Origin of the sequence: Lysobacter sp. Root76 (assembly GCF_001428685.1) — a bacterium.
In the GTDB taxonomy this organism is placed as follows: domain Bacteria; phylum Pseudomonadota; class Gammaproteobacteria; order Xanthomonadales; family Xanthomonadaceae; genus Lysobacter.
This window is the reverse complement of the sequence record NZ_LMIK01000004.1, coordinates 106,645-128,215: the sequence shown is the minus strand read 5'-3', so window position 1 is coordinate 128,215 and position 21,571 is coordinate 106,645. Positions and strand designations below refer to the sequence as shown.

At 69.5% G+C, this 21,571-nt stretch carries 16 protein-coding genes; 12 read left to right on the top strand and 4 right to left on the bottom strand.

From position 1 onward, the window contains the following. Positions 1–244 precede the first annotated feature (244 nt). The 3 genes from groES (at position 245) to ASE10_RS05615 (ending at position 4,358) form a co-directional block, all read left to right on the top strand. Positions 245–532: a co-chaperone GroES gene (gene groES / locus ASE10_RS05625; protein ID WP_055904175.1), complete on the top strand. Its 288-nt coding sequence runs from the start codon at positions 245–247 to the stop codon at positions 530–532. A gap of 108 nt (positions 533–640) precedes the next feature. Continuing rightward, positions 641–2,281: a chaperonin GroEL gene (gene groL, locus ASE10_RS05620; protein ID WP_055904172.1), complete on the top strand. Its 1,641-nt coding sequence runs from the start codon at positions 641–643 to the stop codon at positions 2,279–2,281. A gap of 157 nt (positions 2,282–2,438) precedes the next feature. Continuing rightward, a complete protein-coding gene (locus ASE10_RS05615) occupies positions 2,439–4,358 on the top strand; it encodes an alpha/beta hydrolase (protein WP_056306410.1) in 1,920 nt (639 codons plus the stop codon). Positions 4,359–4,663: 305 nt separating this feature from the next. Here the strand turns inward: ASE10_RS05615 and ASE10_RS05610 are convergent, their stop codons facing one another. From ASE10_RS05610 to ASE10_RS05600, 3 genes are all read right to left on the bottom strand, one after another. After that, positions 4,664–6,688, bottom strand: coding sequence for a multicopper oxidase family protein (locus tag ASE10_RS05610; protein ID WP_082586053.1), 2,025 nt, complete (start codon positions 6,686–6,688; stop codon positions 4,664–4,666). 287 nt (positions 6,689–6,975) lie between these two features. Continuing rightward, positions 6,976–8,409, bottom strand: coding sequence for an XVIPCD domain-containing protein (locus ASE10_RS05605; RefSeq protein ID WP_055904163.1), 1,434 nt, complete (start codon positions 8,407–8,409; stop codon positions 6,976–6,978). 15 nt (positions 8,410–8,424) lie between these two features. Beyond that, positions 8,425–8,922 carry a hypothetical protein gene (locus tag ASE10_RS05600; protein ID WP_156087667.1) on the bottom strand — a complete coding sequence of 166 codons (498 nt, stop codon included), beginning with the start codon at positions 8,920–8,922 and terminating at the stop codon, positions 8,425–8,427. Between the two features lie 302 nt (positions 8,923–9,224). Between ASE10_RS05600 and ASE10_RS05595 the strand changes: the two genes are divergently transcribed. The 3 genes from ASE10_RS05595 (at position 9,225) to glnE (ending at position 14,584) form a co-directional block, all read left to right on the top strand. After that, the gene (locus ASE10_RS05595) at positions 9,225–10,826 is read left to right on the top strand and encodes an NAD(P)/FAD-dependent oxidoreductase (RefSeq protein ID WP_056306406.1); all 1,602 of its coding nucleotides are present in this window, start codon (positions 9,225–9,227) and stop codon (positions 10,824–10,826) included. A 372-nt stretch (positions 10,827–11,198) separates the two neighbouring features. Next, the gene (locus ASE10_RS20020) at positions 11,199–11,516 is read left to right on the top strand and encodes a hypothetical protein (protein WP_157481207.1); all 318 of its coding nucleotides are present in this window, start codon (positions 11,199–11,201) and stop codon (positions 11,514–11,516) included. Between the two features lie 284 nt (positions 11,517–11,800). Beyond that, entirely contained in the window at positions 11,801–14,584 is a 2,784-nt protein-coding gene (gene glnE / locus ASE10_RS05585) for a bifunctional [glutamate--ammonia ligase]-adenylyl-L-tyrosine phosphorylase/[glutamate--ammonia-ligase] adenylyltransferase (RefSeq protein WP_235567546.1), read from the top strand. Between the two features lie 781 nt (positions 14,585–15,365). On the opposite strand, the gene ASE10_RS05580 is transcribed toward glnE, so the two are convergent. Further along, a complete protein-coding gene (locus ASE10_RS05580) occupies positions 15,366–16,319 on the bottom strand; it encodes a mitochondrial fission ELM1 family protein (RefSeq protein WP_055904147.1) in 954 nt (317 codons plus the stop codon). Between the two features lie 144 nt (positions 16,320–16,463). Between ASE10_RS05580 and ASE10_RS05575 the strand changes: the two genes are divergently transcribed. The 6 genes from ASE10_RS05575 (at position 16,464) to ASE10_RS05550 (ending at position 21,569) form a co-directional block, all read left to right on the top strand. Next, positions 16,464–17,051, top strand: coding sequence for a malonic semialdehyde reductase (locus tag ASE10_RS05575; RefSeq protein ID WP_055904144.1), 588 nt, complete (start codon positions 16,464–16,466; stop codon positions 17,049–17,051). Positions 17,052–17,101: 50 nt separating this feature from the next. After that, the gene (locus ASE10_RS05570) at positions 17,102–17,695 is read left to right on the top strand and encodes a YceI family protein (protein ID WP_055904140.1); all 594 of its coding nucleotides are present in this window, start codon (positions 17,102–17,104) and stop codon (positions 17,693–17,695) included. A 4-nt stretch (positions 17,696–17,699) separates the two neighbouring features. Then, complete coding sequence (locus ASE10_RS05565; RefSeq protein ID WP_055904137.1) at positions 17,700–18,431, top strand: pirin family protein; 732 nt, start codon at positions 17,700–17,702, stop codon at positions 18,429–18,431. Between the two features lie 442 nt (positions 18,432–18,873). After that, positions 18,874–19,074, top strand: coding sequence for a zinc-finger domain-containing protein (locus tag ASE10_RS05560; RefSeq protein ID WP_031370314.1), 201 nt, complete (start codon positions 18,874–18,876; stop codon positions 19,072–19,074). A 28-nt stretch (positions 19,075–19,102) separates the two neighbouring features. Continuing rightward, positions 19,103–20,224 (top strand): glycosyltransferase, encoded by a 1,122-nt coding sequence (locus ASE10_RS05555; RefSeq protein WP_055904134.1) that lies wholly within the window; start codon positions 19,103–19,105, stop codon positions 20,222–20,224. A gap of 73 nt (positions 20,225–20,297) precedes the next feature. Further along, positions 20,298–21,569, top strand: a complete 1,272-nt coding sequence (locus ASE10_RS05550) for an O-antigen ligase family protein (protein WP_055904884.1) — start codon at positions 20,298–20,300, stop codon at positions 21,567–21,569. The last annotated feature ends 2 nt before the right edge of the window (positions 21,570–21,571 follow it).

The following is a 21,571-nucleotide window of genomic DNA, read 5'->3' as shown; positions in this document are numbered from 1 at the left end:
CGACCCGACCCGACCCGACCCGACCCGACCCGACCCGACCCGACCCGACCCAGCGGATCACATCGCCTCGACCCTGCCGACCCGGCCGCCGTATCGCCCCCCGCTTGAAAAGCCCCGCCGCCGCCCCATCTCGTGGCTATCCCGGTTCGCCGGGCGTTTTTTGCCCCCGGCATTGGCACTCTGCCGGGGTGACTGCTAAAATTCGCGATCTTTCCCCACCCATTCAACCACTTAGAGGTTGCCAATGAATATCAAACCGCTCTACGACCGCGTGGTCATCAAGCGCATGGAAGAAGAAAAGATGTCCGCCGGCGGAATCGTGATTCCGGATTCGGCCACCGAGAAGCCGATCAAGGGCGAAGTCGTCGCCGTCGGCGAAGGCAAGGCGCTGGACAACGGCAGCGTGCGCGCTCCCAAGGTCAAGACCGGCGACAAGGTGCTGTTCGGCAAGTACAGCGGCACCGAAGTGAAGCTCGACGGCACCGATTACCTCGTCGTCAAAGAAGACGACATCTTCGCGATCCTCGGCTGATCCGGCTGCGGGAACCGAGCCGTCGTAGCGCCTGCGCCGACGCCCCGACCCGCACCGCAGTCCGAAGTCTTCGAACCCCCTACTCAATTCGCATCCGGAGTTAGCAACATGGCTGCCAAGGAAATTCGTTTCGGTGAGGACGCACGCGCCAAGATGGTGCGCGGCGTCAACGTGCTCGCCAATGCCGTCAAGGCCACCCTCGGCCCGAAGGGCCGTAACGTCGTGCTCGAGAAGAGCTTCGGCGCCCCGACGATCACCAAGGACGGCGTGTCCGTCGCCAAGGAGATCGAGCTCGCCGACAAGTTCGAGAACATGGGCGCGCAGATGGTCAAGGAAGTCGCTTCCAAGACCTCCGACAACGCCGGCGACGGCACCACCACCGCGACCGTGCTGGCCCAGGCGCTGATCCGCGAGGGCATGAAGGCGGTCGCCGCCGGCATGAACCCGATGGACCTCAAGCGCGGCATCGACAAGGCCGTGATCGGCGCCGTCGAAGAGCTGAAGAAGATCTCCAAGCCGTCGTCGACGAGCAAGGAAATCGCCCAGGTCGGCGCGATCTCGGCCAACTCCGACGCCGACATCGGCGACCTGATCGCCCAGGCGATGGACAAGGTCGGCAAGGAAGGCGTGATCACCGTCGAAGACGGTTCGGGCCTGGAGAACGAGCTCGACGTGGTCGAGGGCATGCAGTTCGACCGCGGCTACCTGTCGCCGTACTTCATCAACAACCAGCAGTCGATGTCGGCCGAGCTGGACGACCCGTTCGTGCTGCTGTACGACAAGAAGATCTCCAACGTGCGCGACCTGCTGCCGGTGCTGGAAGGCGTCGCCAAGGCCGGTAAGCCGCTGCTGATCGTCGCCGAGGAAGTCGAGGGCGAGGCCCTGGCCACGCTGGTCGTCAACACCATCCGCGGCATCGTCAAGGTCTGCGCCGTCAAGGCTCCGGGCTTCGGCGACCGTCGCAAGGCGATGCTGGAAGACATGGCCGTGCTGACCGGCGGCACCGTGATCTCCGAGGAAGTCGGCCTGCAGCTCGAGAAGGCCACGATCAAGGATCTGGGCCGCGCGAAGAAGGTGCAGGTCTCCAAGGAGAACACCACCATCATCGACGGCGCCGGCGATGCCGACGCCATCCAGGCCCGCATCAAGCAGATCAAGGCGCAGATCGAAGAGACCTCTTCGGACTACGACCGCGAGAAGCTGCAGGAGCGCGTGGCCAAGCTGGCCGGCGGCGTGGCGGTGATCAAGGTCGGCGCTTCGACCGAGATCGAGATGAAGGAAAAGAAGGCTCGCGTCGAAGACGCGCTGCACGCCACCCGCGCTGCCGTGGAAGAAGGCATCGTCCCGGGCGGCGGCGTCGCGCTGCTGCGCGCCAAGGCCGCGATCGCGGGCCTGAAGGGCGCCAACGAAGACCAGAACCACGGCATCCAGATCGCCCTGCGCGCGATGGAAGCTCCGCTGCGCGAAATCGTCACCAACGCCGGCGAAGAGCCGTCGGTCATCCTGAACAAGGTCCAGGAAGGCAAGGGCGCGTTCGGTTACAACGCCGCCAACGGCGAGTACGGCGACATGCTCGAGTTCGGCATCCTGGACCCGACCAAGGTCACCCGCACCGCGCTGCAGAACGCCGCGTCGATCGCCGGTCTGATGATCACGACCGAAGCGATGGTCGCCGAGCTGCCGAAGAAGGACGAGCCGTCGATGCCGGGCGGTGGTGGCATGGGCGGCATGGGCGGCATGGATTTCTGATCCAGCCCCATCTGCGTCATCCGGAAAGGCCCGCCTCGTGCGGGCCTTTCTTTTTGGCGCGGGCCGATGCGCGTCGGCGGACTCGCGCCCGTTCGCCCGATTTGCGGATGCGCTGCAACAGCGGACAATGGCCGCCAGATTCAGCAACGGAGGCGGGATGCGTTCCAGCCGGCGGTACTCCCAGACGATCGTGCTGGCCCTGTCGTGGCTGCTGCTCAGCGGTTGCGCGGTGGTCTCGGTCAAGCAGCACGCCGTCGGCGACGCCGCGATCGCGCGCCGCTCCGACGTCCTCAGCAGCGGCAAGCTCAGCGCCGACGCCGCCACCACGCTGGCCGCGGCCGGCCTGGAACAGGGCGCCTGCACGCGCGAACCCAATCCCTGCGTCGCCCAGATGCGCGGCGCCGCGCCGGTCGAGGCCTGGCTGGCCGCATCGGCGGAACTGCAGCTGGCGCGCCTGCAATCGGACAAGGAGGCGCAGCCCGTCGGATCGCCGCTGCGCACGCGCCTGGCGACCGAGGCCGCGCGGCTGTCCTATGCCTACCTGTTCCTGACCCCGCGCACGCCCGAGCAGCGCGTGTTCGAATCGCGCCAGCAGCGCGTGCTGGCGATCTACAACCGCGCGGTCGAGCTGCTGGCCCAGGCCACGTTCGAAAGCAGCCGCGCCCAGGGCGGCGTCGGCAGTTCGCCGGTGCGGGTCGGCGAGTTCCAGACCACGGTCGCGCTGCACGGTTTCGAGGCCAGCCTGCTCGGCCAGCAGCCCGACGAACTGCTGGCTTCCGACACGCTGGGCTTCGACAACCTGCGCGCGGTGTATCGGCGCGATGGCTTCGGCACCAGCCTGGTCGCGGTGTTCCCGCGTGCGCAGCGCGATCCCGAGCGGGCCCAGGTCGCCTACCGCGACACCCGCTACCTGCCGGTGACGGTGACGGCGCGCTTCCCCGGCGACGATCTGGACGCGGTGCTGGCCAGCCGCGAACTGCGACTGGACGCCTACAACCCGTATCGGATCGACAGCGAAACCATCGCCGGCCGCACCGTGCCGCTGGCGGCGAATTTCTCCGCCGCCTACGGCGTGTGGCTGGCGCGTTCGGAGCTGGCCAAGCTGAGCCTGGAAAGCCTGCTTAGGCCACGCCAGAGCACCTCGTTCCGGCCGCGCGTCTACCTCAACCAGCCTTACGATCCCGACAAGCGCGTGATCATCCTGGTCCACGGCCTGGCGAGCAGTCCGGAAGCCTGGGTCAACCTGGCCAACGAATTGCTCGGCGACGACGAACTGCGCGATCACTACCAGGTCTGGCAGGTGTTCTATCCGACCAACCTGGGGTTGCTCGCGAGCCGGCAATCGATCGATGCGGCGCTGCAGTCCACCTTCCGCCACTACGATCCGGAAGGCGACGACGCCGCCAGCCGCGACGCCGTATTGGTCGGACACAGCATGGGCGGGGTGATCGCGCGCCTGCTGGTCAGCGACAGCGGCGAACGCGTGCTCGACGCCACGCTGGAGTCGTTCTCGCCCGAGCAGGTCGCGCGCTTGCGCCAGGAGCCTCTGGTGCGCGGCCTGACCGTGTTCGCGCCGATGCCGCAGGTCGGACGCGTGGTGTTCATGGCCTCGCCGCACCGCGGCGCCGGTGTCGCCGATGGCTGGGCCCTGCGCGTGGTGCGCAAGCTGATCGGTTTGCCGTTCGAGGTGTTGCGCGAAACCGCCGAACTCGCGCGCCGCGCCGATGTCGACGAGCAGGCCTTGCAGAAGGTCGGCTTTCGCAAGGGGCGCCCGCCGACCGGTCCCGACGATCTGAGTCCGGCGTCCTGGTTCATGCACGTGACCCAGGGACTGAGCATGGAGCCGGGCCTGCCCTTCCACACCATCGTCGGACGCAAGGACCCGAACGTGCCGCTGGCGCAGTCCAGCGACGGCTACGTGCCGTATGCGAGCGCGCACCTGGACGGCGCGGTCTCGGAGGTGGCGATCGCCTCCGGCCACAGCGTGCAGGAGACGCCGCAGGCGATCATCGAGCTGCGCCGGATCCTGCGCGAGGACGAGCGCGCGCAAGCCTTAGCCGCCCGTAGGATGCGGTGAGCCGAAGGCGAACCGCATCGTCGCCATGCATCGAGCCCGCGCGTCGGTGCGGTTACCACCGCACCCTACGGCCTGCGCTTCAACACCAAGCGCCCGTAGCCCGTAGGATGTGGTGAGCCGAAGGCGAACCGCATCGTCGCCGTGCATCGAGCCCGCGCGCCGGTGCGGTTACCACCGCACCCTACGGCCTGCGCTTCAACACCAAGCGCCCGTAGGATGTGGTGAGCCGAAGGCGAACCGCATCGTCGCCATGCATCGAGAACCAACGCCGGTGCGGCTACCACCGCACCCTACGACGTCTGGCCTCAATGATGCCGGCTGCTGTCGATCCCGCCGCCCTTGCCGTCGGGCACCAGCACGCGCACGTTCTGCATCATGCCCTGGTCCTCGTGTTCGAGGATGTGGCAGTGCAGGACGTATTCGCCGATGTAGCGCTGGTAGCGGGTGCGCACGAACACGCGGTAGCCCTTCTTCACGAACAAGGTGTCCTTCCACACGCCCTTGGTGTCGGCGTACTGCGGATCGTTCTTCTCGCCGCTGACGCTGACGTCCTTGCCCTGCGGGTCGAGGATGCGCGAGACCTGGAACGGATTGACGTGGATGTGGAAGGGGTGGCCGCCGCGGGCCGAGGTCAGCTCCCATTCCTCGATGTCGCCCAGCACCAGATCGCGCGGTTGGCTGGGGTCGTAGGGGTGGCCGTCGACCTTGTAGACGTTCGGGATCTGGTCGGTGTCGATGTCGAACTCCAGCGTCTGCTTGCCGGTGAGTTCGCCGTCGGCGATGTCCGGATGCGGCACGAACGCGTCCAGGCGCAGGCCGTCGCGCAGTGCGGCGACGATGCCGGCGCGCTGGTCGGCCGGCATCTGGGTTTCGGCGGCCGCGACCAGACGATCGGTGACGTAGGGCTGCAGCTGCGCGATCGGCGCGCCGCTGCCCGCGGCCACGGTGGCCACGCCCAGCAGCTGCCGATCCTCGGCGGCATTGGTGATGCTGGCGCTGGCCGGCGCGGCGGCGTCGATCACGCAGTACTGGCCGGCCTTGGGGAAGACCACGAGCGCGTCGCTGCGATAGCCCGGCTGCAGCACGTTCTCGGCCTTCTCGATCGCGCGCGCGTGGCTCAGGCCGTCGGCGGCCACTTCGAACTGCGTCACCACCGGGCCGGTACAGTTGCGCGCCACCCAGTTGTCGAGCGCGGCGCCGGACAGGCCTTCCATGCTGGCGTGGTTGGGGCGCAGCTCCCGCAGCTGCAGGTTGATGGTGTCGCGCACGCCCGCGTGCAGCAGGCGCCAGCGTTCGATGCGGCCGGCGACCAGGCCGGTGAAGGTCGGCAGCACGTCGCCGTTGATGCTGGTGTGGCGGCCGGACTGGACCCAGGTGTCGATCGTGGCGCCGGGCTCGAAGCCGAACTGGTCGTAGCCCTCGATCTCGCCGAGGTCGCCCTCGTCGCAAACCCAGGCCACGGTCTGGCCGGCGTCGTTCTTGCGCACCTTGATCTTGCCGGTGGCCTTGTCGCGGCAGGCGTAGGCGACCTGCTGGAACAGCAGCAGGCGCTCGGGCAGGGCGCTGCCGTCGGGATCGCGCAGCAGGGTGTCCAGGTCACCGGTGCGCCCGGCCGCCGGCAGGCGGTTGCCGCGCACCAGCAAAGCGCCGGCCATGCCGCTGGACACCTGCAGCGCGGTCGAGCCGTGCAGGTGCGGGTGATACCAGTAGGTGCCGGCGGGATGATCGGCCGGCAGGTTGTATTCGTACTCGAAGGTCACGCCCGGGCGCAGGGTCAGCAGCACGTTGTCGCTGTTGCCGGTGGGGCTGACCCACAGCCCGTGCGAATGCAGGTTGGTGGAGTTGAAGCAGTGCGGCACGTTGATGTTCTTGGGCTTGCAGTCGGGCTGCTCGGGCAGGTCGTTGTCCAGCCGGATGCGCACGGTCTCGCCGGGCGAGGTCACGATGGTCGGGGCCACGAACGGCACGTCCGGGTCGGTGCCCGGGCTGTGGTACGAGCGCAGGTTGACCTCGTCGTAGCGCTGGCTCTCCGGGTTCCAGATCTTCGAGCGGGTGTAGGCGATGCGCAGGTCCAGCCGGGCCTCGTGGGTGTCCAGCGGCCGCGCGCCCTGCGCCGTCAGGCTCAGCAGCGGCTTGCTGGCGTCGGCGGAACGCAGCATGCGCGCCTGCACTGGCTGGTCGAGGTCGCGCTCGGCGTCCTGCGCCATCAGCGGCGATGCGAGCAGGCAGAGCAAGGGGAGGATGGCGGCGGCGAGCGTGCCTGTCGAGAGCGGGCGCGGCGCCGGCGCGCGATGAGAACCCGGAGTCGTGTCCAGGGAGGTGCGTTCCATGCTTATTGCTCCTGATGGCGGAGTGGGTATGCCATCCGAGCATATAGCCGGCTGTGAACGCGCGCACCGGCGGTCTTGGCGGCGCGTTCGCGTGCGCAGGCGTGCTGCATCGCCGCAATCGGCGTCGCCGCGCGCCGGCGGAATCGCCTGTTCGCCGCGTACTCACGCGCAGGCGCGTCGCGCGCGCGCGACGCGGCGTAGGCATGAAAGCGACGGGACGCGCACGCGCGCGTCCCGCGCCGCGCCGACCGCCGATGCAAGGGCACCGACGGACGGTCGCTGCCGTCTTACATCGACTGCGCCTGGCGCTGCTCCTTGAGCGGCGCCGGCTGGGCCGGGGTCTGGCCCTGGTTGAGCGCGTCGATCTGGCGGAAGGATTCTTCCGTCGGCGGCGCCTTGTCGGTCGGCACGCCGACACGCACGTGGGCCGGATCGGCGAGCCCGCCCTGGACCAGGAACGCGGTCTTGCCGACTTCCTTGGTTACCGGATCGACGCTGAGCGCGACGTGGTCGGGGCTGGTGATGCCGTTGCGCTTGCCTTCCAGGGTCATGCCGGCGGCGATGCGGTCGAGGTCGCCCTCGGACATGCTGCGGCCGTGGCGCGCGAACTCGCCCTCGACCTTGTCGCGGATGCCCGAGAACAGCTTGTGGTCGGCATGCTCGCTGCTGCGCGGGTCGACGCGGATATGCGTGTGGTCGTCCTGCAGCAGCGCTTCCAGCGGCGAATTGATCGGCACCGCCCGGTGGGTGGTCTTGGTGTGATCGAAGTTGCCGGGTTTGGGCGTGCTGGTGCTGATGTCGACGTAGGGCTGACGACCGGCCGAGTTGGCGCCCAGGTCGATGCCGTTCTGCTCCATCAGGCTTTCGTTGAGCTTGAGCTGGGTCATGTTCAGATGCACCGCCGGCTTGCTGCCGTCGGCGGTCTTGCCGTGGGCGTGCTCGAGCTGGCTGATGTAGCTGACGTAGCTGGCGCCGTAGTAGTTGGCGTAGTCGGAGTTGCCGTTATGGCCCAGGCGCGCCTGCGAACCGGGCATGTCGAAGTAGTACTTGCCCATCGCCTTGATGTTGTCGGCGCTCTGGGCCATCGACAGGTCGGCGCCGACGGTCAGGTCGGGCTTCATCGCGTAGGTGAAGTTGGGCGCGGTGCCGCTGCGGTTGATGAAATCGCCGGCGCGGCCGGGCGATTTGAGGTAGACGTCTTCGAGCGTGGCGGTGGGCTTGGTCTGGCGCACGTTGCCGACCAGCGCGTTCCAGCCGGCGATGTGGGCCTTGGCCTCGTCGTCGCGGTTGGTCTGGATCATCTTGCCGACGATCGTGGTGTAGTCGTGCACCGCCGCCGGGCTCTTGGCCATCGCGGTGGCGTCGGTGGCGAAGGTCGCCAGGGCGGTGGCGCGATCGCCGCGGAAGTAGCCGTGCTGCACTTCGTGGCCGAGCACGAAGGTCATGTTGCCGGCGTCGTAGCTGCCGCCCGGCGCCTTCTCCAGGCCCTTGATCGGCAGCAGCATGGTCTGGTCGCCGCTGCGGTAGGCGCCGCCGGCGTGCGGGTCGGTCAGCGCGCCGAAGGCCTTCAGATGGCCCTTGCTGACGACGTCGTTGAGCTGCGCGAGCAGGGCCGGCGAGCCGTTGATCGTGGCGGTGAGGTTGGTGACGGCATCGGCGCTGACGCCGGACTGCTTGCCGAAATCGTCGATGAGTTTCTGTAGATCTGCACTGATGGGCATGACGGGATCCTTCCCTTACTCGACCGTGATCATCTTCACGCAGTGGTGGGTGGCCTTCTCGGGCGTCGCGTCGGACTCGCCCTCGATGTAGACCTGCAGCGACAGCGACGGGCGCTGGAAGCGCCAGTGGTCGACCCGGCCGTGTTCGCCGTAGCTCACGCTGTCCTGGAAACCCATGCCCTTGAGCGCTTCGGCGTACTGCTTGAAGTCGACGCCGCAGATCGCGCTCATCGGCGCGTTGCCGTCGCCGGTGCGCGAGAAGTCGAAGATCAGCTTGTTCTTGTCTTCGCCGGCCGGCTTGGTCACGTACAGGTTGTACGACCAGTCGGGGGTGAGTTGGGCGCCGGTGCCGAACGAATCGGCGCGGCCGGCCGCGCGCTGGATGGCCAGGCCGGTCTGCTGTTCGACGTATTCGGGGGTGAGCTGATCGCTGGACTTGAGTCCCTCGATCAGTTTCAGCACGCGCCGGCTGACGTCGTCGCCGGTGAGCTGGGGTTGGGCGGTGGTGCTCATGGGTTCCTCCTTGAGGTTGGTCTTGTCTGTCGGCTCGCCCTGCGACACATGCGCGCAGGCGGCCAGGGCGAGGCTGCCCAAAGGCAGCGCACACCAGGTGCGTAGGGAAGCGAAGGGGGATGTGCTGCGGGGCGGCGGCATGGCGTCTGCTTCCTCCTTGGACGCTAGGACTTCCCAGTTATAGAACATGCGTAGAACCCTAACAACGACAAAACCGTGTCGGCCAGGACAGCGCAAAGCGTCGCTGGCCTGAACCCGATCCGGTCTGCGTTGCCCGTGCAGAACCCGCCCAGGAAGCGCGTATGGCCCGCACTCCCCTGTATTCCCTGCTGCGCCGCGCGGCCCGGATCGCGCGCGCTTCCCTGCATACGCCGCAGCCGGTGGACGAACTGCACGAGTTCGCCCGGCAACGCCGCACCGACCTACGCCGCCGGCGCCTGTTGCAGGGCGCCGGCGCCGGCCTGGTGCTGGCCGGCTGCGCGCAGGCGCCGCCGCGCGCGCTGACCGCGCCGGGCGAGGAAGTGGTGGTGGTCGGCGCCGGCATCGCCGGACTCACCGCGGCCTGGCGGCTGCGCCAGGCCGGCGTACGGGTGCGCGTGTTCGAGGCCCAGGGCCGGGTCGGCGGGCGCATGCACAGCCTGCGCGATCACTTCCCGGACGGGCAGGTCGTCGAACTCGGCGGCGAACTGATCGACAGCAACCACGTCCGTATCCGCGCCCTGGCCGGCGAGCTCGGCCTGACTCTGGACGATCTGCTCGACGGCGATAGCGGCGCCGACCGCTGGTACTTCGACGGCCGCGGCATCGGCGAGCGCGAACTGGTCGAGGCCTTCGTACCGGTCGCAGCCCTGATCGAACGCGACATGGCCCGGCTCGGCGACGGCGACATCACCTACCGCGACGCCCAGGGCGCGCAGGCGCTCGACCGCCAGTCGATCGCGCAATGGCTGGACGCCAACCAGGTCGGCGGCTGGCTGCGCAAGCTGATCGACGTCGCCTACACCACCGAGATGGGCCTGGCGATCGAAGCGCAATCGGCGTTGAACCTGCTGACCTTCATCGGCACCGGCGACGACGCCTTCGCGGTGTTCGGCGAAAGCGACGAGCGCTACCACGTGCCCGGCGGCAACGACCTGATCGTGCGCGGCTTGGGCGCCAGGCTCGAGGACGCGGTCGAGACCGGACAGGTGCTGGAATCGGTGCGCGCCGAAGCCGGCGGCTACGCGCTGTCCTTCCGCAGCGGCGCGGGGTCGCGCCAGGTGTTCGCCCGGCAGGCGGTGTTGGCCTTGCCGTTCACCCTGCTGCGCCAGGTCGCGATCCGGGTCGAACTGCCGCCGGTCAAGCGCCGCGCGATCGACACCCTGGCCTACGGCAGCAACGCCAAGCTGATGATCGGCTACGACCGCCGGGTCTGGCGCGAGCACGGCGCCAACGGCGCCTCGATGAGCGACCTGGCCTACCAGACCAGTTGGGAGACCTCGCGCAAGCAGGCCGGCAACGGCGGCGTGCTGACCAATTTCACCGGAGGCCGGCATGGCATCGACCTCGGCCAAGGCACAGCGCGCGAACAGGCCGACGCCGCCACCGCGGCGCTGGATCGCGTGTTCCCCGGGCTGATCCAGGCCCGCGCCGGCGCGCGCGAGGTGCGCTTCCACTGGCCCAGCCATCCCTGGACCCTGGGCAGCTACGCCTGCCTGCGCCCCGGCGATTGGACCGGTTTGCGCGGGGCGATGGGCGAGTCGGTCGGCGGCCTGCATTTCGCCGGCGAGCACTGCGCGCTCGACACCCAGGGCTTCATGGAGGGCGGCTGCGAGTCCGGCGAAACCGCGGCGCGCGCGGTCCTGGCGCAGTTGCGCCTGAGCCGGTTCCGGCGCGGGCCGGCCCCTATTCAGGTAACTGCCTGAATCTTTGGGCTTTTTGAACTGGCGGGTATTGTTTTGCAGTGCAGCGTGCAAAGGGGATAACGTTTCCTTCACGATCGCCCCGCATCCCGACGTGGGGGAGGGAGCAGGCCCGCAACCGGTTCGACCGGAGCGGGCTTTTTTATTGCCTGCAGTTTTTACTGCCGCGCCCTCGCCGCCGCGCCTTTACTACCCACACCTCCTGGCCCCTCCACGCCGCCGCGCCCGCGGCAAGAATCGCGCCGCCGCCGCACGACGTGCGGTGGCCGTTTTCGGCCGCGAATCCGTGCCTTGAGACCCTGTCCGCATAGGCCTACGCTGCGTCCGCGCCGGGGATGACTGTGACGTAAGTCGCTCTTGTCCAGGAGAAGGCTTATGAAATCTTCGACATCGACATCGACATCGACATCGACATCGTGCGCGGTAGCGCTGGCGGCGGGCAATGCGCATGCGGCGACGTACGTCGTACAGGCGAAGGCACTGAACTTCAGCGCCGCGCTCGCCAACAAGATCACCGCCGCCGGCGATCAGGTACGGGCGCGATATCCGCGGATCGGCGCGGCGATCGCGGCGCTGATCATCGGCGCCGCCGGCGCGAGCTGCAGGTCTCGCGGGTGGAGGATGCGCTCAGGCACGGCGCGGCCGACCTCGGCTCGCCCGGCATCGATGAGTTCTTCGGCATGGGGCGCGTGAACGCCGACGATTCGCTGCGTTGAGCAGCCACCGCGCAGGGGCGCCGCGACCGAGGTGACCGGGCGCGGCGATGCGGACGCCCGTCGCGCCGAGCGCGGCGGGCGTTCGCTGTTTCGCGCTGCCGAGTGCGGCGGCGGCCATGCCATCATCGCCGCATGTCCGTATCCGTTCCGCCGCAATCCGGCCCGGCCCAACCTGGTTCCACGCGGCCGACTCCGGCCCCACCGAGCCCCGCTCAACCCGGCCCGAGCCAATCCGACGTGGCCGATCGCGCGCTCACGCGCCTGCGCGCCTCCGCGGCCGAAGCCGCCGCCGCGCTGTCCGAGCCGGCGCTGGCGCAGCGCGTGGCCCGGGTCGCCGCGATCAGCGATTTCGCCATCGACACCCTGGCCCGGCAACCCGCGCTGCTGCTGGCGCTGGCCGCCGACGACGGCGCCGAGCCCTGGCCGGTGCCCGAGCTCTTGCCCGAACAGCGCGCCGACTGGGGCAGCCTGCTGCGCCGTTACCGCGCCGCCGGTTCCACCCGACTGATCTGGCGCGACGCGCTCGGCCTGGACGACGTCGACGCGACCCTGGTCGGCAGCACGCAACTGGCCGAGATCTGCCTGCAGCGCGCACTCGCCGCGCTCGAAGCCGAGTTCGCGCAGCGCTACGGCGTGATCCGCGACCGCGACGGCGCGCCGCAGCGGCTGGTGGTGTTCGGCCTGGGCAAACTCGGCGGCAGCGAACTCAACTTCAGTTCCGACGTCGACCTGGTGTACGCCTACGAGCACGACGGCAGCACCGAGCACGACGGCCGCGATCCGGCGCGTGCGCTGGACGCCGAGAACTACTTCGCCAAGCTCGGCCAGCAACTGGCGCGGCTGCTCGACGAAGTCACCGCCGAAGGCTTCTGCCACCGCGTCGATCTGCGCCTGCGGCCCTACGGCAACGCCGGCCGCCTGGCCTGGTCGTTCGCGGCGATGGAGCAGTACTTCCAGCGCGAGGGCCGCGACTGGGAGCGCTACGCCTGGCAGAAGGCGCGCCCGGTCGCCGGCGACCTCGAGGCCGGCGAGCGCTTGTTGGAGGCATTGCGGCCGTTCGTGTACCGGCGCTACCTCGACTTCGGAGCGCTCGACGGTCTGCGCAGCATGAAGGCCGCGATCAGCGCGGAAGTCGCGCGCAAGGAACTGGCCGACGACATCAAGCGCGGCCCGGGCGGGATCCGCGAGATCGAGTTCCTGGTCCAGGCCCTGCAGCTGATCCGCGGCGGCCGCGAGGCCGAACTGCGCGGCCGCCGCCTGCTGCCGGCGCTGCACGAACTGGTCGCGCAACGCCAGATCGGCGAAGCCGCCGGCGCCGCGCTGGCCGACGACTACCGTTTCCTGCGCCGCCTGGAAAACCGCCTGCAGATGCTGCGCGACGCCCAGACCCACGCCCTTCCCGACGCCGAAGCCGATCGCGTACGCATCGCCGAAGGCCTGGGCTACGCCGACTGGGACGCCTTGCGCGTCGCCTTGGACCTGCGTCGCGCGCGCGTGACCGCCGAGTTCGACGCCCTGCTCGCGCCGCGTCGGCGCGTGGTCGCGCCCAACGCCCTGACCGCGTACTGGCGCGCACTGCCCGAAGCCGGTGAGGCCGCGGTGCTGGCCGACGCCGGTTTCGACGATGCCGCCGCGGCCGACGCCATGCTGCGCGACCTCGCCCGCAGCCCCGGCGTGCGCGGCCTGTCCGACGGCGCGCGTACCCGCCTGGACCGGGTCCTGCCGGCGTTGCTGCAAGGCGCGGCGCTGTCCTCGCAGCCGATGCTGGCGCTCAAGCGCCTGCTCGCGCTGCTGCACAACGTCCTGCGCCGCAGCGCCTACCTGGCCCTGCTCGACGAACAACCGGCCGCGCTCGCGCGCCTGCTCGAAGCGGTCACGCGCAGCGCCCTGCTGGCCGAACGCCTGGCCGCGCACCCGCTGCTGCTGGACGAACTGCTGGACGCGCGCGTCGTCGGTCCGCTGCCGGGCCGCGTCGAACTGCTCGCCGCCTGCGCCGAGGTCGACGAGGGCGACGACACCGAAGCCACCCTGCAGGCCTTGAACGAAGTGCGCCAGGCCCTGAGTTTCCGCATCGCCCTGGCGCTGCGCGACGGCCGCCAGTCGGCCGAGGAAAGCGCGCGCCAGCTGGCCTGGCTCGCGGACGGCGTGGTGCTGCGCGTGCTCGCCCTGGCCGAGCGCGAAGTCGCCGCTGCGCACGGACAGGTACCGGGCTCGCGTTTCGTCGTGCTCGGCTACGGCAGCCTGGGCGGCGAAGAGTTGGGCTTCGGTTCCGACCTCGACTTGGTGTTCCTGTACGACGCACCGCGCGCGGACGCCGCGGGCGGCGCGCTGGAGGGCGTGCATTCCGACGGCGCGCGTCCGCTGGAAGCCGCGCGCTGGTTCGCGCGCCTGGCGCAGAAGGTGGTCGCCCTGCTGGGCGCGGTGACCGCGGGCGGGCGCTTGTTCGACGTCGACGTGCGCCTGCGCCCGGACGGCGCCAAGGGCCTGCTGGTGTCGTCGCTGACCAGCTTCGCCGACTACCAGCGCGAGCGTGCCTGGACCTGGGAACATCAAGCCCTGGTGCGCGCCCGCGGCGTCGCCGGCGATACCGGCTTGCGCGAGGACTTCGAGCGCGTGCGCGCGCAGACCCTGGCGCGCGCGCGCGACCCGGCCAAGGTGCGCGAGGACGTGAGGGCGATGCGTCTGCGCATGCGCGCCGAACTCGACCGCAGCGATGCGGCGGCGTTTGACCTGAAGCAGGGCGAGGGCGGCCTGGTCGATCTGGAATTCCTGCTGCAGGCGCTGGTGCTGCGCGAGGCGTCGGCGCATGCGGAATTGTTGCTGCCGAGGGATACCCCGGGATTGATCGGGGTGGCGCGCTCGATCGGGGTATTGGACGAGGCTGTCGCGGTTTCCTTGCAGTCGGCGCATGCGGTGTTGCTTGCACGCGGCCTGGACTGCACTTTGGACCGGCGTGCGCGGCGGGTTGCACCCGACGAGGCGGTCGAGGCGGCGCGGGCATCGATTCGCGCTGCGGCGAAGGCGCAGGGATTGTCGTTCGACTGACCCTGTCGCCGCTCCGCTCCCGCTTCGGGGTAGGAGCGGCGTGAGCCGCGACCGCGAACTTCGGTTAGCGTGCTGGCTTCGATGCGGATCGGCTTCGCTTTCTGCTTTCTGTGGGAGCGGCGTAAGCCGCGATCGCGAATCCCAGTTACTTCGTTGGCTTCGTTCTTAAGCAACAGCTTCCGCCCGCTACGTATACGGGCCACTTTCTCTTGCCACCCGCCTTGGGGTAGGAGCGGCGTGAGCCGCGACCACGAACTTCGCTTGCTGGCGATGGTTTCGCTTCCGATTTCCTTTTGCCTTCTGTGGGAGCGGCGTAAGCCACGATTGCGAACTCCAAGGTTCGACGAAGGCTTCGATTCTCAAGTCAACAGCTTCCGCCCGCTGCGCGTGCGGGTCACTTTCTCTTGCTAGCCCAAGAGAAAGTAACCAAAGAGAAGGGCTAGCGGGACCAAACCTCCCTTGCGAGTGCGGAGCGTGCGCGGGGATTTTTCGAAGGAACATCCTGTTCCTCGAAAAACGGCGCGCGTCCTGCGCGCCGCCCTTCGGGTCTACGGTTGCTCGTCGTGTTGCGGCTCAACGGATTCCAATGCCGCGGCAACGGCAACGGCAACGGCAACGGCAACGGCAAAGCGAATTGCAATTGCAACGGACTACTTCGACTTGGCCGTCCGGACGTAGGCCGGAGCTGCGTAGGATGCGGTGAGCCAAAGGCGAACCGCATCGCCGCGTGGGTTTCGCTCGCTACGCGCGAGCCGCGGAAGTCGCAGCCACCATCGGCTGCTTAAACCCCCAATCCCAACCGCCGCCGCACCTCGTCCGCCACCCGCGCCGTTTCCCGCAGCGGCGTGACCGCATACCCCGCGGGCGCATCCGCATCGATGAGCCGCCGCACCCGACCGCTGTCGATCAGGCGATCGACGAATCGCCGTGGCCGTCCGCCCAAGGCGTCGACCCCGGCGACGTACACCGGCACCGTCGTCGCCGCCGCTTCCGACAACAAATTGACCGAGTCGGCCGTGCAGACCACGCGGTCGGCCCAGCCGAGCAGGCCGGCGTAGGGATTGGCGCCATCCTCGGGGCCGGCCCAGACCACGCCGGGCACGCGTGCGAAGTGGCCGCGCAGGCGTTCGCGCACCGGCGCCGGCGTGCGGCGCGAGGCGGTGGCGAGAATGCTGCCGCCTTCGCGTTCGACCCACGCGGCGACCTGCGCGCTCAGCGCGTCGAACATCGCCGCGTCGAAGGCGGCGTGGGCGCTGGGGCCACCCAGCAATAGAGCGGTGTGCGGCGAGGGCAGGGCGCCGAACGCCGGGAAGGCGCTGCGTGCGGCGGCGAGCCAGAGGTCGTCGACCGGATTGAGGCTGCCGAGCAGGCTCAGGACGTTGTCGCCGACGAGACCGTCGTGCTCGGGCGCGATCACCAGGTCCCAATGCCGGCTGGGGATGCGCGGGTCGAGGATCTGCACCGCGCGCGCCCCGCGTGCGCGCAGCAGGCGGGTGGCGAGCGCGGCCTGGCGACCGCAACCGATCGCCAGCGCGGGTGGCGAAGCCAGTGCCTGAGCGAAGGCCGGGCCGAAGGCGTGGGCCGCACCCGGTAGCCGGCGCGGCGCGGTCCAGGCCCAGGGAAGCTGCGGTTGCAGGGTGAATTCCCGTCCCGGCCGGCCCAGCGCGGCGGCCAGGGCCTGGGCTTGGCGGACATTGCCGGCATGTCCGTCGGTCAAGATCCAAGTTTCATCCATGGATATAACCGGGCTGGATGGCTTCGTTTGTTGCACGGGTGCTATCAATCCGTTCCGGCGATGGCGGCGTTGCTTAACCGCCTGGACTCTACACTTCCGCACCTGGCCGCGGCGCTCCTGCTCCGGCACCACCTGGAGACCCCAATGTCCTCGACCTTGTCCGATGCTGCCCTGGACCAGCTGTTCCGCACCGCGCGCACCCATAACGAACTCGGCGGCGAAGTCAGCGACGACACCCTGCGCGCGCTCTACGACCTGATGAAGTGGGCGCCCACCAGCGCCAACATGTCGCCGGGCCGCTACGTGTTCGTGAAGTCCCAGGAGGCCAAGGAGAAGCTGCGCCCGGCGCTGTCGGAGGGCAACCTGGAGAAGACCATGAAGGCTCCGGTGACGGTGATCGTGGCCCACGACGAGGACTTCCACGAGAAGCTGCCTTATCTGTTCCCGCACACCGACGCCAAGGCCTGGTTCGACGGCCCGCGCGAAGGCCGCAGCGCCGCCGCGTTCCGCAACGGCAGCCTGCAGGGCGCCTACGTGATCCTGGCCGCGCGCGCGCTGGGCCTGGACGCCGGCCCGATGTCGGGCTTCGACAACGCCAAGGTCGACGCGGCGTTCTTCGCCGGCACCCCGATCAAGTCCAACTTCCTGATCAACCTCGGCCACGGCGACGTGTCCAAGCTGTTCCCGCGCTCGCCGCGCTTGTCCTTCGACGAAGTCGCGCAGATCCTGTGATCCACCGCAATACGCCCGCCACCCCATTCACGTATCCGGAGACAACCGCCATGAAGCGCACCCTGCTCGCCACCGTCCTCGCGTTCGCCTTCGCGGGCGCCGCCGCGGCCGCTCCGCTGACCTACAAGATCGACGCCAACCACACCGACGTCGTCGCCAGCTGGAGCCACTTCGGCTTCTCCAACCCGATCGCCCATTTCGGCCAGGTCGACGGCAGCATCACCTACGATCCGGCCAAGCCGTCGTCGTCGTCGGTCGAGGTCACCATTCCGCTGGCCGGCCTGAACTCGCACGTCGCCGCGTTCGACGAGCACCTGCGCAGCGAAGATTTCTTCGACGCCGCCAAGTACCCGGCCATCACCTTCAAGAGCACCCAGGTCGAGGCCGCGGGCGACAAGAAGCTCAAGGTCAGCGGCGACCTGACCGTGCACGGCGTGACCAAGCCGGTGGTGCTGGACGTGACCATCAACAAGGTCGGCGAGCAGCCCTTGGCCAAGCGCGCCGCCGCCGGCTTCGACGCCAGCACCACGATCAAGCGCAGCGATTTCGGTATCGCCAAGTACGTGCCCAACGTCAGCGACGAGGTGACGATCCACATCACCACCGAAGCGATCGTGCCGAAGCCGGACGCCGCGAAGCAGTAATCGCATGATCGTCGAACGCCCTTCCGCCGACCGCGGCCGCGCTCCGAACGGTGGTGCTCAGGCCGGCTGGCTGGACAGTCGCCACACGTTTTCCTTCGGTGGTTACTACGACCCGGCCTGGATGGGCTTCGGCCCATTGCGGGTGATCAACGAGGACCGCGTCGCCGCCGGCGCGGGTTTCCCGCCGCACCGCCATGCCAACATGGAAATCCTGAGCTACGTGCTCAGCGGCGGTCTCGCCCATAAGGACAGCAGCGGCGGGGGCGGCACCATCCGCCCCGGCGAGCTGCAATGGATGAGCGCCGGCCACGGCGTCGAACACAGCGAGTACAACGCTTCCGACGCGCAGCCGGTGCACTTCCTGCAGATCTGGATCCAGCCCGATCGGCTCAACGCCAAGCCCGCTTACGCCCAGCGCGAAGCCGATGCCGGCGCGGCCGGCGGCGACGGCTGGACCTTGCTGGCTTCGCCCGACGGGGCGCAGGGCAGCATCGCGATCCGGCAACGGGCCTGGCTGCACGGCGCCCGTCCGGCTCGGGGCGATACCCTGCAGCGCGAACTCGATCCGGCGCGGTTGTATTGGCTGCACGTGGCCGAGGGCGAGGTCGAGGCCAATGGCCGAAGGCTGCTGGCGGGCGATGCCTTGGGGTATCGCGAGGAAAGCGGTTCGCTGCGGATCGTCGGGCTCGGTGATGAGCCGGCGAATCTGTTGTTTTTCGATCTGCCCGCGCAGTAGCGGCTGAGGGTTTGGGTTGAGATGGGAGCCGCGCGCTCACGCCGGCCCTCACCCCAACCCCTCTCCCGCAAGCGGGAGAGGGGCTAAGTCACGCAGCGCTTTTGATGTTCCCTTCTCCCGCTTGCGGGAGAAGGTGCCCGAAGGGCGGATGAGGGGCCGGGATGAGGTTGGAGCCGCGCGCTCGCGGCAGCCCTCACCCCAACCCCTCTCCCGCAAGCGGGAGAGGGGCTACGTCACGCAGTGCTTTTGATGTTCCCTTCTCCCGCTTGCGGGAGAAGGGGCCCGAAGGGCGGATGAGGGTCCGGGATGAGGTTGGAGTCGCGCGCTCGCTCCGACCCTCACCCCAACCCCTCTCCCGCAAGCAGGAGAGGGGGCTAAAACCGCGGCCCCACGCGGCGCACCTGTTAAACTGCCGCCTCCGCGTCGCCACCCGTCGTCCGTCATGACCGCAGCCAACGCCCATCCCACCCAGGCCAACGCCGAGCAGCGTTACACCGTCACGCGTGCGGACCTGCCGCTGAGCTGCCCGCTGCCGTCGATGGCGCTGTGGAACTCGCATCCGCGCGTGTACCTGCCGATCGAGGCCGAACGCGAATGCCAGTGCCCGTACTGCGGCGCGCACTTCACCCTGGTCGACGACTGAGCCACCGCGGCGACGCAGCAGGTTCCGCGTGCGCCGGCTGACCGTAGTGCAGTTGCTGCCGGCCCTGGAGTCGGGCGGCGTCGAACGTTCCACCCTCGAGATCGCCGACGCGCTGGTGCGCGCCGGGCATCGCGCGATCGTGGTGTCCGCCGGCGGCCGACTGCTGCCGCGGCTGCTGGCCAGCGGCGCCGAGCACATCACGCTCGACATCGGCCGCAAGTCGCTGGCGAGCCTGCGCCACGCACGCACGCTGCGGCGTGTGTTCGCCGACACCGATGCCGATATCGTCCACGCCCGTTCGCGCCTGCCGGCCTGGCTCGCGCGCCTGGCCCTGCGCGGCATGCCCGCCGCGGCGCGGCCGCATTTCGTCACCACCGTGCACGGTCTCAACTCGCCCTCGCGCTACAGCGCGGTGATGGCCAGCGGCGAGCGCGTGATCTGCGTGTCCGACACCGTGCGCGACTACGTGCTGCGGCAGTATCCCGGCACCGACCCCGGCAAGCTGCGCACGATCCCGCGCGGCATCGACCCGGCCGCGTTCCCGCGCGCGCCGATGCCGGACCGCGACGCGCGCGCCTGGGCCGCGGCTGCGCATCCCGCGCTCGCCGGCGCGGGACCGCTGCTGCTGCTGCCCGGCCGCGGCACCCGGCTCAAGGGCCACGCCGATGCCCTGAACCTGCTGGCCGTGCTGCGCGGCGACGGCAGCGACGCGCGCCTGTGGCTGCCCGGCGCGCGCGAAGCCGGGCGCGAGGCCTACATCGCCGAACTCGAACGTGAGGCCGCGGCTTTGAACATCGCCGACGCGATCGCCTTCACCGCGCCCACCGACGCGATCGCGCGCGCCTACGCCGCCTCCGATCTGGTGTTGCAGCTGTCGCGCAAACCCGAAGCCTTCGGCCGCACCGTGGTCGAGGCCCTGTCGGTCGGCCGCGTGGTGCTCGGCTGGGCCCACGGCGGCGTCGGCGAATTGCTGGCGCGGCTGCAGCCGCGCGGTGCGGTCGCACCCTTCGACGCCGACGCACTGCAGGCCGCGGCTCGCGAATTGCTAACGCATCCGCCGTCGGCAACGGATACGATGGAGTATTCCTTGCGTGCGATGCAGGAGGCCACGCTTGGCGTCTACGCCGAATTCCCCCGCCGACCGCGCTGACTCGCGTTGGGTCGATCCCAACCCGCCGAAGCCGGCGGGCGCCGCCCATGGCTGGCGTTGGGCACCGGCCTGGATCCTCGCCTACGTCGCCTTGTGGCCGGCGCCGGGCTATGCCGAAGCGGTGCTGGTGCTGGGCGCGCTGGCCGCGATCGTGTACCTGATCGCCTCGCGTTTCCGCAGCGGCGGACAACTGCTGAGCAATCCGGCCTGGGCCCTGACCAGCGTGCTGTTCTTCGCCTACTGGCTGCCCGAACTGGTGTCCGCGTTCGACGCGGTCGATGCGCCGCACGCGTTGCGCAAGGCGCTGGAAGACATCCGCTACCTGCCGTTCCTGTGGCTGGCCGCGTCGGCGGTGGCCAACCCGCGCGGGCGCCGCACCATCTTCGGCGGCCTGGCGGTGATCGTCGCGATCTGGACGGTGGACGCGCTGCTGCAGGCGCTGACCGGCGCCAGCCCCTTGTTCTCGGCGATGGACGCGATCAAGCACGGCATCAGCGGCCACGGCATGTGCACGCCGGAGGAAACCGCCGGCGTCGACCGTCTCAGCGGCGTGCTCGGCCCCTGCAATCTCAAGCTCGGCCAGGTGCTGGCGAGCCTGTCGCCGTTCGCGCTGTACGCCGGCGGCCGTCGTTACGGCATGGCCGGCTGGTTGATCGCGGCCGCCGCGGTCGGCCTGGTGGTGGTGCTGGCCGGTTCGCGCGCCTCGTGGATCACCTATGCGCTGGTGCTGGTGCTGTCGGGCTGGGGCCTGCTGGGCTGGAAGCGGCTGCTGGGCGTGTTCGCGTTCGGCGCGATCGCGGTGGCGACCATTGCCATGGTCTCGCCGCAGGTGCGCGAGCGCATCGCCCGCACCACCCTGGTCCGCAGCGCCGATGCCGAAGGCGTGGACAGCGCGCTGTCCGGACGCACGCGGATCTGGGGCGCGGCGCTGTGCATGGTGCGCGAGAATCCGATCAACGGTGTCGGCGCGCGCGGCTTCCGCGAAGCCTTCCCGGCCTGCGACCCCGATCCCGGCAAGCAGGCCGCCTGGGGCTACGGCCCGGCGCTGCATGCGCATCAGGTGGTGCTGGAAGTGCTCAGCGAAACCGGGGCCTTCGGTCTGCTGATGTGGATGGCGGGCGTGGCCCTGGCCTGGCGCGCCTGGCGTTACGCCGACGCCGCCGCGCGCGAACGCGCACGTCCGGCCTTGCTCGCAGTGGCGGTCACGCTGTTCCCGCTCAACACCCATCTGGCCTTTTATTCGACCTTCTGGGGCGGCGTGGCCTTGCTGCTGGTGGCCTTGTACGCCGGCAGTCTGCTGGCGCAGCCCTTGCGCGAACGCGACGAGAGCGGCACCGGGGCCTGAGC

Excerpts from the sequence above, each read along its gene's own strand:
- ASE10_RS05600 (WP_156087667.1), bottom strand. The coding sequence starts at position 8,922 with ATGAGCACCACCGCCCAACCCCAGCTCACCGGCGACGACGTCAGCCGG.
- ASE10_RS05615 (WP_056306410.1), top strand. The coding sequence starts at position 2,439 with ATGCGTTCCAGCCGGCGGTACTCCCAGACGATCGTGCTGGCCCTGTCG.
- ASE10_RS05570 (WP_055904140.1), top strand. The coding sequence starts at position 17,102 with ATGAAGCGCACCCTGCTCGCCACCGTCCTCGCGTTCGCCTTCGCGGGC.
- ASE10_RS05575 (WP_055904144.1), top strand. The coding sequence starts at position 16,464 with ATGTCCTCGACCTTGTCCGATGCTGCCCTGGACCAGCTGTTCCGCACC.
- groES (WP_055904175.1), top strand. The coding sequence starts at position 245 with ATGAATATCAAACCGCTCTACGACCGCGTGGTCATCAAGCGCATGGAA.
- ASE10_RS05595 (WP_056306406.1), top strand. The coding sequence starts at position 9,225 with ATGGCCCGCACTCCCCTGTATTCCCTGCTGCGCCGCGCGGCCCGGATC.
- groL (WP_055904172.1), top strand. The coding sequence starts at position 641 with ATGGCTGCCAAGGAAATTCGTTTCGGTGAGGACGCACGCGCCAAGATG.
- ASE10_RS05605 (WP_055904163.1), bottom strand. The coding sequence starts at position 8,409 with ATGCCCATCAGTGCAGATCTACAGAAACTCATCGACGATTTCGGCAAG.
- ASE10_RS20020 (WP_157481207.1), top strand. The coding sequence starts at position 11,199 with ATGAAATCTTCGACATCGACATCGACATCGACATCGACATCGTGCGCG.
- ASE10_RS05580 (WP_055904147.1), bottom strand. The coding sequence starts at position 16,319 with ATGGATGAAACTTGGATCTTGACCGACGGACATGCCGGCAATGTCCGC.
- ASE10_RS05610 (WP_082586053.1), bottom strand. The coding sequence starts at position 6,688 with ATGGAACGCACCTCCCTGGACACGACTCCGGGTTCTCATCGCGCGCCG.
- ASE10_RS05560 (WP_031370314.1), top strand. The coding sequence starts at position 18,874 with ATGACCGCAGCCAACGCCCATCCCACCCAGGCCAACGCCGAGCAGCGT.
- ASE10_RS05565 (WP_055904137.1), top strand. The coding sequence starts at position 17,700 with ATGATCGTCGAACGCCCTTCCGCCGACCGCGGCCGCGCTCCGAACGGT.